Source organism: Sulfitobacter sp. 1A13353, assembly GCF_043557255.1.
Classification (GTDB): Bacteria; Pseudomonadota; Alphaproteobacteria; order Rhodobacterales; family Rhodobacteraceae; genus Sulfitobacter; species Sulfitobacter faviae.
This window is the reverse complement of the sequence record NZ_JBIFFS010000003.1, coordinates 79,567-93,997: the sequence shown is the minus strand read 5'-3', so window position 1 is coordinate 93,997 and position 14,431 is coordinate 79,567. Positions and strand designations below refer to the sequence as shown.

General features: G+C 62.7%; 14 protein-coding genes. 5 read left to right on the top strand and 9 right to left on the bottom strand.

Annotated elements, in window-relative coordinates; genetic code table 11:
• Positions 1–10 precede the first annotated feature (10 nt).
• Together ACGYLO_RS07795 and ACGYLO_RS07790 are read right to left on the bottom strand one after the other, a co-directional pair.
• On the bottom strand, positions 11–280 hold the full coding sequence (locus ACGYLO_RS07795) for a GlsB/YeaQ/YmgE family stress response membrane protein (protein ID WP_271688989.1): 270 nt from the start codon (positions 278–280) through the stop codon (positions 11–13).
• A 232-nt stretch (positions 281–512) separates the two neighbouring features.
• On the bottom strand, positions 513–869 hold the full coding sequence (locus tag ACGYLO_RS07790) for a PRC-barrel domain-containing protein (RefSeq protein WP_067268120.1): 357 nt from the start codon (positions 867–869) through the stop codon (positions 513–515).
• A 181-nt stretch (positions 870–1,050) separates the two neighbouring features.
• On the opposite strand from ACGYLO_RS07790, the gene ACGYLO_RS07785 reads away from it, so the two are divergent.
• Entirely contained in the window at positions 1,051–1,236 is a 186-nt protein-coding gene (locus ACGYLO_RS07785; RefSeq protein WP_067268122.1) for a PLDc N-terminal domain-containing protein, read from the top strand.
• 128 nt (positions 1,237–1,364) lie between these two features.
• The gene (locus ACGYLO_RS07780; protein ID WP_271688988.1) at positions 1,365–2,036 is read left to right on the top strand and encodes a hypothetical protein; all 672 of its coding nucleotides are present in this window, start codon (positions 1,365–1,367) and stop codon (positions 2,034–2,036) included.
• A gap of 59 nt (positions 2,037–2,095) precedes the next feature.
• Here the strand turns inward: ACGYLO_RS07780 and ACGYLO_RS07775 are convergent, their stop codons facing one another.
• The 3 genes from ACGYLO_RS07775 to ACGYLO_RS07765 all read right to left on the bottom strand — a co-directional run bounded on the left by ACGYLO_RS07775 (position 2,096) and on the right by ACGYLO_RS07765 (position 6,587).
• On the bottom strand, positions 2,096–4,384 hold the full coding sequence (locus ACGYLO_RS07775) for a glycosyl hydrolase family 28-related protein (RefSeq protein ID WP_271688987.1): 2,289 nt from the start codon (positions 4,382–4,384) through the stop codon (positions 2,096–2,098).
• A gap of 148 nt (positions 4,385–4,532) precedes the next feature.
• Positions 4,533–4,946 carry a DUF4864 domain-containing protein gene (locus ACGYLO_RS07770; protein WP_271688986.1) on the bottom strand — a complete coding sequence of 138 codons (414 nt, stop codon included), beginning with the start codon at positions 4,944–4,946 and terminating at the stop codon, positions 4,533–4,535.
• Between the two features lie 60 nt (positions 4,947–5,006).
• Entirely contained in the window at positions 5,007–6,587 is a 1,581-nt protein-coding gene (locus ACGYLO_RS07765) for a lysine--tRNA ligase (RefSeq protein WP_271688985.1), read from the bottom strand.
• A 122-nt stretch (positions 6,588–6,709) separates the two neighbouring features.
• Here ACGYLO_RS07765 and ACGYLO_RS07760 point away from each other — a divergent pair, with 122 nt between their 5' ends.
• Entirely contained in the window at positions 6,710–7,132 is a 423-nt protein-coding gene (locus ACGYLO_RS07760; protein ID WP_067268129.1) for a tellurite resistance TerB family protein, read from the top strand.
• 7 nt (positions 7,133–7,139) lie between these two features.
• Here the strand turns inward: ACGYLO_RS07760 and dacB are convergent, their stop codons facing one another.
• A complete protein-coding gene (gene dacB / locus ACGYLO_RS07755; RefSeq protein ID WP_271688983.1) occupies positions 7,140–8,753 on the bottom strand; it encodes a D-alanyl-D-alanine carboxypeptidase/D-alanyl-D-alanine-endopeptidase in 1,614 nt (537 codons plus the stop codon).
• A gap of 100 nt (positions 8,754–8,853) precedes the next feature.
• On the opposite strand from dacB, the gene ACGYLO_RS07750 reads away from it, so the two are divergent.
• The gene (locus ACGYLO_RS07750; protein ID WP_271688982.1) at positions 8,854–9,687 is read left to right on the top strand and encodes a DMT family transporter; all 834 of its coding nucleotides are present in this window, start codon (positions 8,854–8,856) and stop codon (positions 9,685–9,687) included.
• On the opposite strand, the gene ACGYLO_RS07745 is transcribed toward ACGYLO_RS07750, so the two are convergent.
• The 3 genes from ACGYLO_RS07745 to ACGYLO_RS07735 all read right to left on the bottom strand — a co-directional run bounded on the left by ACGYLO_RS07745 (position 9,679) and on the right by ACGYLO_RS07735 (position 12,351).
• Positions 9,679–10,272 (bottom strand): nicotinate-nucleotide adenylyltransferase, encoded by a 594-nt coding sequence (locus ACGYLO_RS07745; RefSeq protein ID WP_271689921.1) that lies wholly within the window; start codon positions 10,270–10,272, stop codon positions 9,679–9,681. The two genes, ACGYLO_RS07750 and ACGYLO_RS07745, sit on opposite strands and share 9 nt — an antisense overlap.
• Before the next feature lie 82 nt (positions 10,273–10,354).
• Positions 10,355–11,902: a sodium:alanine symporter family protein gene (locus ACGYLO_RS07740; RefSeq protein WP_271688981.1), complete on the bottom strand. Its 1,548-nt coding sequence runs from the start codon at positions 11,900–11,902 to the stop codon at positions 10,355–10,357.
• An 11-nt stretch (positions 11,903–11,913) separates the two neighbouring features.
• Positions 11,914–12,351 (bottom strand): universal stress protein, encoded by a 438-nt coding sequence (locus ACGYLO_RS07735; protein ID WP_168612985.1) that lies wholly within the window; start codon positions 12,349–12,351, stop codon positions 11,914–11,916.
• A gap of 353 nt (positions 12,352–12,704) precedes the next feature.
• Between ACGYLO_RS07735 and ettA the strand changes: the two genes are divergently transcribed.
• Positions 12,705–14,360 (top strand): energy-dependent translational throttle protein EttA, encoded by a 1,656-nt coding sequence (ettA, locus tag ACGYLO_RS07730; RefSeq protein ID WP_271688980.1) that lies wholly within the window; start codon positions 12,705–12,707, stop codon positions 14,358–14,360.
• The last annotated feature ends 71 nt before the right edge of the window (positions 14,361–14,431 follow it).

Sequence of the window (14,431 nt, the reverse complement as noted above, 5' to 3'; positions counted from 1 at the left end):
AACGCCGCAGCTACCGTCGCAGCGCCGCCACCAAGGCCAACACCAGCGCCGCACCGATTGCGGCGACGACCAGCAGCAACAGCAAGCCCCCCGCGGCCACCACTGTCACGCCCAGCGCGGCAAGGATGAAGGGCAGCGCCACGGCGCCGACGACCCCCAGACCAAGGTAAAGAACTCGGTTCCGGCCCGCCACGGCCCCGGCAATGGCCCCGGCGGCAAGCCCGACCACCACGAGCGCGATCAGCGCCACCGCGCCAAGCGTATCAAGAAAGGCTTCCATCGAAGGGTTCTCCTAAATCAAATGAAGGGTACGAATGGCACGCCGCATGCTCCAAGGGTCAGCAGCAGGCCGAGAGCGATCATTCGGCGCATCGGGGTTCCTTTCCAATCACGGCCAAACCAGCCGCACTCTCATCAGACCCGATCCGCTGCGCGAAAACAATGGGCTGCGCAGACTATCGCCACAGCTAAAGGGAGGCGTCATCGCCTCCCTTAACCATCTAGAGCGCCTATCAAATCCAGTAATAAGGCACGCCGTAGTGATCGAACGTCCGCTCTTGCCACGCGCGGTCGCTGTGCCACTGCTCGGTCCGCTCCGGCGCGCCTTTGACTGTGGCCTCGTCGATGTTGGTCATGAAACCATCGCGCGAGGGGTCATAGTTCAGCGCGTTCCACGGCACCGGATAATGCTCTTCCCCGAGCCCCAGAAAGCCGCCGAAGCCCATAACGGCATAGGCGACCTTGCCGGATTTCTTGTCGATCATCAGGTGGTCGATATGGCCGATTTCGGTCCCATCTGCGCCGAAAACGGCGGTGCCGTTCACGTTGTCCGAAGAAACCAGCGATGCGGGTGCTGTCGTGTCAGTCATGGCTTGTTCCTCTCATGATTGCTGTACCAACAAAACCCAAGGCAGGCGGCACCGGTTCCCGCAATACGGGCAGACCGGCGGGGATCGGCTTAGGCCCAGCGCGGCGCGGTCCGGGAACAATTGGGCGCGCGCTTGGGTTGATCACTCAATAGACACGCACCCATTCGAGAGGGATCAAACAATGGAATATGGACTTTTAGGGCTCATCATCCTCATCGCCGACATCTACGCCATCTATCAGGTCGTCACCTCCAGCGCCTCGGGCGCGGCCAAGATCGCATGGGTCTTGGGCATCATCATCCTGCCGGTGCTGGGCTTCATCGTCTGGCTCATCGCAGGCCCCCGCGGCAACAAGGCCCACGTCTGAGCCCACGCCGGGCGACCCTGACATAGCAACTGCGAAACCCGGTGCCCTCGGCGCCGGGTTTTCACCTTCCTCCCGGCAAGCAACGATTTGTTAACCGCTATTAACCAAGATCGCAGCAGGAGCCTGCCATGCGATCTGCCCTTTGCCTTACCCTGCTGGCCTGCCAGTTCAGCCCCACCGCCGCCCACGCCGGGCCGTGGCTGCGCGAGGAAGGCACGACCTTCATCTCAAGCTCCTTCTCGGCGACTTACTTCTACGACCTCTCCCAAAGCACCTATATCGAATACGGGCTGCGCGAGCGGCTCACACTCGGCTTCGACCTCAACACCGCACAAAGCCGTTTTGGCCTGCAAAGCGGCCATGCCACCGTCTTCCTGCGCTTCCCCTTGGGAGAGCCGAGTGACACGGGCCGCTGGGCCTATGACATTGGCGCCGGGGCAAGCTGGTCGGGGGAGTTCATCTCGCCCCACCTCAGGGCCGGGCTGTCTTGGGGCCGCGGCTTCACCTTGGGCGAACGGAATGGCTGGCTTACCGTCGATGCCTCCGCAAGGTGGGAGTTCGGCTTTTCGCAAGAGGTCATTAAGATCGACAGCACCGTGGGGCTCGACTTCACCCCCGTGACCACCGGAATGGCGCAGGTCTTTCTCACCTACACCGGGGGTGAGACCTATGCCAAATTCGCCCCCTCCATCGTCCTGTCGCCCAGCTTCACCAAATACCGTCTGCAATTGGGCAGCGAAATCCCCTTCGACGCGCCAGAGAATTCGGCCCTCACCCTCAGCCTCTGGCGGGAGTTCTAAAACAAATGGCCCCGCCGATCTCCGGCAGGGCCTCTTCACACCTCAGCGCAGCGCCACGGTCAGCGGTTGTCCATCCGCACCATGACAGAGACCTTGCCCTTCACCGGCGTCGGCCAAACCACGTGCAACTGATCCCGGTCTGGCCCTTCCGCGTGTTTCACATAAGGCATGTCGAACTGCGCCACGTTGTTGCCGTTGCGGATCGCCCCATGGGCCACCACCGCATCGCTGTTGAGCGCTTGCCCCTCGAACGGCAGATGCCCAGCGGTATCAATCACCCAAGTCTCTGACGGGGTCGACTGGGTGAACTCGATCTCGGCCATATTCTCAACCTGCGTGGTCACCGCATGGAAGGAATTGCCCTTCATCACCACGTTCTTGCACCGCGACAGGTTAAGATCGGCAAAGGTCGTATCCACCCGCTCGGCCCGGTCGATGCTGCCGTTAAGGCTGCGGAACCGGTTGCCGGTGATGGTCACCCCGCTCAGGAAATGCCCCGCACCATGCGGTTTAACCACGATATAGCTGAACCACGGGGCCACCTCCCCGGACAGAAAGATATTGTCGCTGATGCTGAGCGCGCTGAACGAATAGCCCGTGGTGAAGGCCGGGGTCGGGTCCTGCTCATTCGTCCATTCGATAAAGCAGTTATCGACGTAATTGCCAGTCACCACCGCGCTGGTATGGGCCGAAGCAAGGATCAGCCCCGCCGAGCGCACACCGTTGTCGACCGCATCCCCCTGAAAGAAGTGATTGCCCGTCACGATGCTGTTGCCCCCCGCCAGCAGCGCGAAATGACGGAACTTGGTGGCGCGGCAGTCGCGCAGCTTCACGTCGTTGGCGTTGGTGTTAAGCGCGATGGAGGTCCGGTTCGGCACCGTCAGCGCATCCTCCGCCGACAGGAACTGGCAGCGGTCAATCAACATGCCCTGACAGCCGCCCCCGATCGAGGTGACGCCACGGTCTTTCGGGCGGCTGACAAAACAGTCCCGCAGGTGAAAGATCAGCCCCGAGGGCGCGAGGTTGATCGCACTGCACCGGTTGTTGCACTGGAACTCGATATCATCGAGCACGAATTTCGACAGCGAGGCGAAGCCGCTGAAATCCACCATGTATTGGAACTTGCGGAAGGTGAAATTCTGCGTCCCTTCCGCGTCGTAAAGCGGCGCGTTGAGCGTGATCTCCTGCGTGGCGACATTCTTGGACCGCACATAAATCTCGCGCCCCACCCCGGCCCCTTCAACCAGTGCGCCCACCGGCACATTGGCGATATTGGTCACATTGGTCAGCTTGCGCGCGTCCGCGGCCGCATAGCGCGCCTGCGAGGTCACCACCACCGTGTCCCAAGCGCTGCTCGACGCGGCCTCAAGCTGGCCGTTGCGGATCACCCGACGGGTGGCATAGCTGGTCTTGTCCGGCACCGCCGCCTGCATGTCGAGCGGCCCGGTCACATTCACCTTGCGCCCCCCCATATCGAGCGAGTCGTGATCCGCGTTGTTCAAAAGCGCCTGAAAGGCTTTCAGAAAAGCGGTCTCTTCATTCTCGAAGGCTTCGATATAGCTAGGCAGATCGAAATTGCGGCGCAGCAATAGCACCGCCCCCACCGGCATGGTCACATGGCCCTCGAATTTGACCGGCGTGTCAAAGGTCACATCCCCGTTCAGCAGGTAGTTCCCCGCAGGCACCAGCACCGTGCGCCCCGCCGCGGCGGCATTTGCCGCCTCGAAGGCGGCGGTATCGTCGCTCACCCCGTTGCCCACCGCACCAAAGTCGCGCACATCGACCTGCGCCAGCATGTCCCGCAGAAAGACCGAGGTGACATCCTCGATCACGATATCGTCGATCCGCACCACGCCGCCCGTCGGCCCGGTCAGGTCCAGCCCGAAATGCCCATAGACGGCCCCGGTGCCCCAGACCATATCGACCCCGCCGCGGTCGCCGCTGCCGATGATCGCGCTGACCTCGACCACCTCGCCATAGGCCGTCAGCGTGACCGCCGGCCCGGCCTCTGTCACGCCGCTCACCCGGCCCCCGCCCGCCTGCGCCGGATAGCCTGCGATCCGCACCGTCGGCAGGTTGCCACTCACCGCCTTCACCCGCGCCGTGACCCGCAGATAGCAGCCCGGCAGCAGCGGGGTCTGCCCCATGTAGCGCAGCCGCTGCGTGGCCTGCGTCTTTAGCAGTTCCAGCGCCCCGCCAAAATCCTGATCCGCGGGGACAAAGGCGGCATTGGCCGCGTTCTCATAGGTGTCCGACCCCGGCGTGCCGTCGCCGCTCGACCAGACATTTAGCCCCGCCGCAAAGGGGGTGGGCATCAACACCACGCCATCGGTAATCGCCTTGTTCATCGCTTTTCCTTTCCCCGGTCCGCACCTCCCACCGGGGCGCGCCGCTCAACTGCTCAGGCTCGGCGAGGGCCGAACCGCGAGGTCAGGGAAGTATCAACGATGCATTAACCCACACTTGGCCCGCCGCGCGGAGGCGGCGCAACAATGGTCAGACATTGGCCCCCGGCGCGTCGAGGATTTGCACCCCGCCGATGCGCCAGCCTGCCTCTGTCCGTTCCATCAGATAGCCCAGCAAATGCGTGAACCCCTGAGGATCGACCACCTGCACCACCTGATAAAAACGCGCCCCATCCGCGCGCCGGTCGAGGAACCGCACCTCCGCCGGGTTCTGCACCATCGGGTAGCCATTGCTCACCATGCTGCGAAAGTTCTCAGGGGTCTGGAAATAGCGCTGCAAATTCGGCGTGGCGAATTCTAATGCGGCGGCGAAATCATTCGCGCGAAAAGCGTCGAACTGGCGGTTGATCGTCTCTTCGATCTCAGCCTGCTGCGCCATCGCGCCAAAGCTCAGGAGGGCCGATAACACCAGCCCTCCGAAAAACGTGAACATCCCTTTGCGCATTGCCTTTCCCCCTTGCCCTTGCTGAATGATCTAAGTCACGCAAGGGCAGAGGCAAAAGTTTCACGCGCTGGTCAGCTTGCCCGCCAGCGCATCGTCGATCAGCGCGACGGTCTCTTCCACGCCATAAAGCGCGATGAAGCCGCCAAACCGCGGCCCCTGATCGGCGCCCAGAAGCACTTGGTACAGCGCCTTGAACCAGTCGCGCAGCGGGTCGAAACGCTCCTTGCCGACGGCAAAGACCATGCTTTGCAGCGCCTCGGCATCCAGCCCGCCGTCCCAAACCTTGAGCCGGTCGCGCAGGTCTTCCAGCGCCTCGCGCTCAAGCTCGGTGGGCGCGCGGAACACCTTCGTGGGCTTCACGAAGTCGTTGAAATAGCGCACCGCGTGGCCCGCCGCGGCATCCATGCCCGGGTTGGTCTCGGGCGTGGCCTCGGGCGCGTAGCGCTGGATGAAACCCCAAAGCTGCGACTTGTCCTCGGCGCTCGACACGGAGGCGAGGTTCAAGAGCATCGAGAAGGGCACCACCATGTCCGACTTCGGCACATCACCGCCATGGATGTGCCAGACGGGGTTATTCAGCCGCGCCTTCACGTCCTGCGTCTCATAGGCACGCAGCTGCTGGTGATACTCGTCGACCGCCTTGGGGATCACGTCGAAATACATGCGCTTGGCCGTCTTCGGCTTGAGGAACATGAAATACGACAGGCTCTCGGTGCTGGCATAGGTCAGCCACTGGTCGATCGAAATGCCATTGCCCGAGGATTTGGAGATTTTCTGCCCGTTCTCGTCGAGGAACAACTCATAGCTGAAATGCTCGGGCTTCTTGCCACCCAAGATCTCGCAGATGCGGTCGTAGATCGCCGTGTTGGTGGCGTGCTCCTTGCCGTACATCTCGAAATCCACGTCGAGCGCGGCCCAGCGGGCGCCGAAGTCAGGCTTCCACTGCAGCTTCACGTTGCCACCGGTGACCGGCAGCGTCATTTCGTTGCCGTCCTCGTCGTCAAAGGTGATCGTGCCGTCCTTGGCGTTGACCTCCTTCATCGGCACATACATCACGCGCCCCGTCTCGGGGTGGATCGGCAGGAAGATCGAATAGGTTTGCGCGCGGTCTTCGCGCAGGGACTTCAGCATCACCGCCATGATTTCGTCGTACTTCTCGCAAGCGCGCAGCAGCACCTCGTCGAACTGGCCCGAGCGGTAGAATTCGCGCGCGGAATAGAACTCGTACTCAAAACCGAAGGTGTCGAGGAAGCGGCGCAGCATGGCGTTGTTGTGATGGCCAAAGCTCTCATGCGTGCCGAAAGGGTCTGGCACGGAGGTCAGCGGCTTGTGCATATGCTCGGCCAGCATCTCTTGCTGCGGCACGTTGCCCGGCACCTTGCGCATACCGTCAAGGTCATCCGAGAAACACACCAGCTTGGTCGGGATGTCGCTGATCTCTTCAAAGGCGCGCTTGATCATCGTGGTGCGCAGCACTTCGCCGAAGGTGCCGATATGCGGCAGGCCCGAGGGGCCATAGCCCGTCTCGAACAGGACGTAACCCTTCTCTGGCGGCTTCTTGGCATAGCGTTTGAGCACCCGGCGCGCTTCTTCAAAGGGCCATGCTTTGCTGCTGAGTGCCGCGGCTCGGGTCTCGGACATGTCAGATCATCCATCTTTTGGCGTCCCTGCGCCCAATGCGCACGGGGTCGCCCGTTCCTATTGCTTCACTTCCTGAGGGTCAATATTCTGCACCGCAACATACCTGTGCAAAGGATACCGCGATGCCCGACACATCTTCCCTCTCGCTCAGCGCCCAAGACAGCCTTGTCGCGCTGATGATCGCGGTCTCGGCCTCGGATGAGGACATCCGCACCGCCGAACTGGTCAAAATCGAATCCGCGCTGAACCTGCTGCCGGTCTTCTCGGGCTATGACAATGATCGCGTCTCGACGATTGGCAAAACGGTCTTTGACCTGTTCGAACAGGAGGACGGATTGGATGCCCTCTTTGGCTTGATCCGCGAGGCCCTGCCGGAGCGTTTGCATGAAACGGCCTATGCGCTGGCCTGCGATGTGGCCGCCGCCGATGGCACGCTGGACGAGGCCGAGCTGCGCCTGCTCGAAGAAATCCGTTATGAGCTTAACATCGACCGGCTCCACGCCGCCGCGATCGAACGCGGCGCGCGGGCGCGGCACCTGACCTGAGCGCGGGTTAGGACTCTTCCAGCGCGACTGCCGGCTCGGCCCCGACCTCGGCTTCGGCATCAGGGTCGGGCGCAGCTGGCGTCTTAGGCGCGGCTTCGCCCTCCGGCTCGGGCTTCACGGCGACGTTATACAACAGGCCCCACCGCTCCAGCAGCCCACGTTGCACACGTTTGGCCCGCGCGTTCCAAGCCCGCGCCCCCGGCGGACGCTCTCGCTCGGCCCGACTGATCTTGGCCCGTTCCTCGATATTCGCGGTCAGGATCGTAAAGGCCAGCACCCGGTCCTCGGGTGTGGTCAGGAACCCGGCCAGCGCCGAGACGAAGTTCAGCGTGCCGGTCTTCGCGTCGATCTCAATCGGATTATCCCGTTCAGGACGACCGCGATCATCGCGCAGATAGACCGGTTTGAGAATAGGCCGCAGCCCCGTGCCGTGGATGCGCGCCAGCCCCCCGGCCATGTCATGCACGGTCATCTTGCTGTCATCGCCAAGGCCGGAATGGTCGATCATCGCCGGGTTTTCCATGCCCAGTTCCTCAATCGCCCATTTGTTCATCTCGGCAGCAGAGGCGCGCAGGCTGGGCACCGCGCCCAACCGTTTGGCGCTGGCGGCCATGCCGACCATCTCGGCGGTGAGGTTGGTGGAGTATTTCAGCATGTCCTTGAGGATGGGCCGCAGCTTGGTGCTGCGGTGGGTAACGAGGGTCTCGCCCTCTGGCAGCGTCTCGATCAGCTCCGCATCGCCCAGTTTGATGCCATGGCTCCGGGCGATGGTGGCAAAGATATCGCCCGCATAGACACCGGGCCGCCGGATCGGCAGCCAACGCGCCCCGCCAGAGCCCAAGGCCCCTTCCGCGACCGTCCAAACATCGCGCTCAGGCCGGTTTTCGTAGGTATAAACCGGCCCACTACGGTCCACGACTTCCATCGTGGCGACGCGCACGGCGGGGGCATAGCGCGCCGCGCGGCCCTCCATCGTCACGTCATAGCCGTCGCCGCTGCGCTTCCACTCGAAATGCACGCGGTTGTAGTTCAGCGCGATGCCTGAGACGCCGGGGTTGTAGCCGACATGGTCAGGCTGTTCGGGGTCAATCGCAAAGGTCGCGGGCAGCGCGCCCTCATAGACCTTGAAACCGCCCTTCACGCCGATGATGCCCGCTTCTTTCAGGTCTTCGGCCATCTGCCCCAGATTGTCACTGTCGAGGGTCGGATCCCCCCCACCGACGAGGATCAGATCGCCCTGCACCTCACCATCGACGACACCGCCGGTCGCCAAAAGGCGCGTCTCGAACACATGATCCGGCCCCAGTTGATCCAGCGCATAAAGCGCGGTGATCGCCTTGATGCTGCTGGCGGGCGGGATGCCATCGGTGGCGTTGGACGCCTCCAGCCAGATGCCGGTGTCGACGTCGACCACGGCAAAGGCCACCGTGCCGGTGATCCCGCTGTCGGCGATGATCTCGGACACATTGGGAATGGCCTGTTTATACAGGTCGGCATCGCGCCCCACGGGGCGCAACGAAGTGGTCGGCGGCTCGGCCCAAGCAGAGGCCGCCGCCAGCGCAGCGGCAGCCGTCCCAAGGAAAATGCGGCGTGTGAAACGTCGTGAAAAACTCTGGCTCATGGGCTTGATATAAACCCCAAGCGGCGTTCGGCCACAACCGGTCTGACAAGGGTGGAGCTTTCGCGGTTGCACAAAACCGCCGACCTGCTAGCCCAACGTCATGCAACGCGCTATTCCGATCATGTTCATCGCCATGTCACTGATCCCCGCAGGGGACAGCGCGGGTAAAATCCTGACCTCTGGCATGGGGGTGGCACCGGTCTTTGTAGCATGGTCGCGCTTTGCCATCGGGGCGCTGATGGTGCTGCCGTTCCTGCCCCGTGGCACATGGGGGCTGATGCGCGATTGGCGGCTCTGGCTGCGGGCCGGCACCTTGGCCTTGGGGATCACCTGCATTCAAACCGCGCTCAGGACCGAGGCGATCGCCAATGTCTTCGCCGCCTTCTTTATCGGGCCAATGATCAGCTACCTGCTGGCCGCGATCTTTCTGCGCGAGCGCATCAGCCTGCTGCGCAGCGCGTTGATCCTGCTGGGTTTTTGCGGCGTGCTGCTGGTGGTGCGCCCGGGGCTGGGCGGTGGCACGGGCGGGCCGGGGCTGCTCTTTGCCGTGGCCGCGGGGCTGTTCTACGGCGTCTTTCTCACCATGTCGCGCTGGCTGTCTGACCTCGCCCCGCCGCTGGCGCTGACTTTCACCCAACTGGCGATGAGCGCGATGATGCTGCTGCCTTTGGGGTTGATGAACCTGCCCGAAGCCACCCTGCCCGTCGCGGGGCTGGCCACCGCGAGCGCGCTGTTTTCGATGCTGGGCAATCTGCTGCTACTCTATGCCTACCGCCGAGCCCCCGCCACGCGGCTGGCGCCGTTGGTCTATTTCCAACTGATCGCGGCGGTGCTGCTGGGGCTGTTCTTGTTCAGCACCCTGCCCGATGCGCTGACATGGGCGGGGCTGGCAGTAATCATCACGGCGGGCATCACCTCGGCCCGGCTACGCTGAGCGCCAGCCGCCCGCGGCCCGCAATGCGGTGGAAGAGACATCGACCATCGGCACATTGACGAAACACCACGCCGGCGCCATGGCCCGGCCCAGCAACTGGCTGTTCCGCCCCGCGATCCGGTAGGGCGCATAAAGCGCCGCCGCCCGGCTCATCCGGGCCGAGATACGCTGCCCAGGCCGCGCCAGCACGCCCACCGGCACCGTCTCCATGATCTGCCGCCAGTCTTGCCAGAGGTGGAACTGCGCAAGGTTGTCGGCCCCCATCAGCCAGACGAACCGCACCCCGGGATAGTGCCGCCGCAGCGCGGCCAGCGTCTCAGCTGTGTAACGGGTGCCTAACTGTGCTTCGATCCCCGTGATCTCGACCCGCGGGTGATCCATCACCGCCCGCGCCCGCGCCATGCGCTGCGCCATGGGGGCCGGGCCATGCTTTTTCAACGGATTGCCGGGGCTCAGAAGCCACCAGACCCGATCCAGCCCGAACCGTTTCAACGCCTCACGGGTGATATGCGCATGCCCCTCATGCGCCGGGTCAAACGACCCGCCCAACAGGCCCACGACCTGCCCTTTGGTGGCGAATGGCATGGTATTACGCAAGAAAATGGCCCCCGATCCGAAATCAGGGGCCAAAGGAGGGGCATTGCAGCCCTTTGTCAATGCGAAGCCCTTACTTGTGCTTCACGATCTCGCCCGAACGCAGCCGCGCGACATAGCTGTTCAACTCGCGCTTCACGATCGGCATCAGGAAGTAGAGCGCGATGATGTTCACGATCGCCATGGAGAAGAGCATCGCATCGCTGAAGTCGATCACCGGCCCAAGGCTCGCCGCCGCGCCGATCACGATGAAGAGGCAGAAGATCACCTTGAAGGTCAGCTCCTTCGCCGCCCCCTCGCCAAAGAGATAGGTCCATGCCTTGAGGCCATAGTAGGACCAGCTGATCATGGTCGAGAAGGCAAAGAGCACCACCGCCACCATCAAGAGCACCGGGAACCACGAGAAGGCCCGCGCATAGGCCGCCGAGGTCAGCGCCACGCCGCTCACGTCGCCCTCGGTCGCGATCCGGCCCGCCTCGGCGTTCCAGATGTAGAGACCGGTTTCAGGGTCTTGGTTGAGTACACCGCTGATTACGATGACCAGCGCGGTCATGGTGCAGATCACCACCGTGTCGATGAAGGGCTCCAAAAGGGCCACGTAACCTTCGGTCACCGGCTCCTTGGTGCGCACCGCCGAGTGGGCGATGGCCGCCGAACCGATGCCCGCTTCGTTGGAAAACGCCGCGCGGCGGAAACCTTGGATCAGCGCGCCGGTAAAGCCGCCGACCACGCCAAGGCCGGTAAAGGCGCCCATGAAGATCTGGCCAAAGGCCCAGCCGATCATATCCCAGTTAATGATCAGGATCAGGATCGAGACCAGCACATAGAAGATGCCCATGAAAGGCACGATCTTTTCAGTCACCCGCGCGATGGATTTCAAACCGCCCGCGATCACCGCAAAGGTCACGCCCGCAAGGACAACCCCGGTGATCCAGCCCGGATAGTCACCCAAGACACCGGCAAGCTGGGCATGGGCTTGGTTGGCTTGGAACATATTGCCGCCGCCAAGCGCGCCGAGGATGGTGAAGATCGAAAAGAGCACCGCCATGAAGCCACCCAGTGGCAAGCCCCTCTCGGAAAAGCCTTTGACGATGTAATACATCGGCCCGCCCGAGACATGGCCGTCGGGGAATTCGTTACGGTATTTCACCCCGAGCGTACATTCGGTGAACTTGGTCGCCATGCCGAACAGGCCCGCGATCACCATCCAGAAGGTCGCCCCCGGCCCGCCGATGCTGACCGCCACCGCGACGCCCGCGATGTTGCCCAGACCCACAGTGCCCGACAGCGCCGTCGCCAGCGCCTGAAAATGGCTCACCTCGCCCGCGTCGTCGGGATCGGAGTAATCCCCCTTCACAAGCTGGATCGAATGCCAGAACCCTTTGAGCTGGATGGCCCCGAAATAGACGGTGAAGACCACGGCCCCTACGACCAGCCAAAGCGCGATCCAAGAGAAATTCGTCCCCGGCAGCGGGGCAAAGATGAATGACACATACCAGCCGGTGTAATCGGCAAAGATCTGGTTGATACGTTGGTCGATGCCCGCAGCCTCTTGCGCGGCGGCAAGGCTCGGCAGCAATGACGCAAAGGCCGCCATCGCAAAGGTCAGTAACTTGTTCATGGCGTTTCCTTTCAGGGAATGATCGTGACCGGCACGCTGGAGCCCGCGACCAACCGGCCCGTCACCCCTCCAAAGAGCCGCTTGAGGCCCCGCTCTCCAACCCGCCCGACGACGATCTGAACCGCGCCGCGCTTCTTGGCCACCGCTTCGAGGATATCGGCCACGTCGCCGTGTCGCACGATCCCCTCAACCTCGACACCGGCAGCCTTTGCCTCGGCCACGGCAGGGTCGAGCACCACGTCATGGGCGCGCTGCAACTCCTGCTCGCGCCGTTTGTGACGCTGCTCGTTCTCTTCCTTGGTCTGAAAGGTGAAAGGCGACCATTCGATCACAAAGCAAACCGTGATCGAACAATCCCCGATCTGTTTGGCCTGTGACTGGGCAAACGCCAAGGCTCGCGCGCCGGCCTCCGACCCGTCCAGACCCACAACGATGGTGGATTTTGTCATGAGTATTTCCCTGTTGTTGCGCTGAAACCGGCGCACCGCGAACGGTGAGAACCGCCTTCAACCTCCCTACTCTGCGGTAGGCGGTTTTTACCGTCCAACCGCAGATTGAATAAATTCTAGCGCGAAAACGGCAGAAAAGTCGACCGAATTTCACTGATCGACTACGCGGATCGCCTGCCAAACCCTTGCAAAACCATCCAATAGCCTGCCCAGCCATGCCGCCTGCGCGCGCCACGGGCGCGCCACGCAAACCGCCGCCGGGCAAGGTGCCTGTGCGGTACAGAGTGTTTGATATTGCGCCGTCCGGGCGATATTGCACTGCAAACCCCAAAACGCGTTGCAAGGATTCTCCAATGGCCGCCTATCAATACGTCTATCACATGTCCGGCGTCTCCAAGACCTATCCCGGGGGCAAAAAGACATTCGAAAACATCCACCTAAACTTCCTGCCCGGCGTGAAGATCGGTGTTGTCGGCGTCAACGGCGCGGGTAAGTCCACCCTGCTCAAGATCATGGCCGGGCTCGACAAGGATTTCTCGGGCGAGGCATGGGCTGCCGAGGGTGCCAAGGTCGGCTACCTGCCGCAGGAACCCAAGCTCGACCCGACCAAGACCGTGCGCGAAAACGTCATGGAAGGTGTGGCCGAGAAGAAGGCGATCCTCGACCGCTACAACGAACTGGCGATGAACTACTCGGATGAGACCGCCGAGGAGATGGCCAAGCTGCAAGACGACATCGACGCGCAGAACCTCTGGGACCTCGACAGCCAGATCGACGTCTCGATGGAAGCGCTGCGCTGCCCGCCGGACGACGCGATGCCGGAAAACCTCTCGGGCGGTGAGGCGCGCCGCGTGGCGCTCTGTAAGCTGCTTCTCGAAGCACCCGACATGCTGCTGCTCGATGAGCCGACCAACCACCTCGACGCCGAGACCATCGCTTGGCTGCAGCAGCACCTGATCGACTACAAGGGCACCATCCTCTGCGTCACCCATGACCGCTACTTCCTCGACGACATCACCGGCTGGATCCTCGAACTCGACCGTGGCCGCGGTATTCCCTACGAGGGCAACTACTCCGACTGGCTGGAGCAGAAGGCCAAGCGGCTGGCGCAGGAAGCGCGCGAGGACAAGTCCAAGCAAAAGACGCTGGAGCGCGAGCTTGAATGGATGCGCCAAGGCGCCAAGGCACGTCAGGCGAAATCCAAGGCCCGTATCGCGGCCTATAACGAGATGGCCGAACAATCCGAACGCGAAAAGCTTTCCCGCGCCCAGATCGTCATCCCCAACGGTCCGCGCCTCGGCAACAAGGTGATCGAGGTCGAAGGTCTGAAGAAGCACATGGGCGACAAGCAGCTGATCGACGGGCTCGACTTCTCCCTGCCGCCCGGTGGCATCGTCGGCGTGATCGGCCCCAACGGCGCCGGTAAATCGACGCTGTTCAAGATGCTCACCGGCCATGAGAAACCCGACGAGGGCACCATCGAATACGGCGACACGGTTGAGCTGTCCTACGTCGACCAGAGCCGCGACGACCTGAACCCCGAAGACACCGTCTGGCAGGCGATCTCAGGCGGGGCGGAACTGATCAAGCTCGGCGACGCCGAGGTGAATTCCCGCGCCTATTGCTCGTCCTTCAACTTCAAGGGCGGCGACCAGCAGAAAAAAGTGGGCCTCCTGTCGGGCGGTGAGCGCAACCGCGTGCACATGGCGCGGCTGCTGAAAGAGGGCGGCAACGTGCTGCTGCTCGACGAGCCGACCAACGATCTGGATGTCGAAACCCTCCGCGCGCTCGAAGATGCGCTGGTAGATTTCGCTGGCTGCGCCGTGGTCATCTCGCACGATCGTTTCTTCCTTGACCGTATCTGTACCCACATCCTCGCCTTCGAGGGCGAAGCGCATGTGGAATGGTTCGAGGGCAACTTCGAGGACTACGAAGAAGACAAGAAGCGCCGTCTGGGTGCCGATGCGCTGGAGCCCAAGCGCCTGAAGCACAAGAAGTTCGCGCGGTAACCCTTGCGACTTAGCAATTTGGAGGGCGTCGGATTTCCGGCGCCCTTTTTCGTGCGCTACTTTGCCACTGG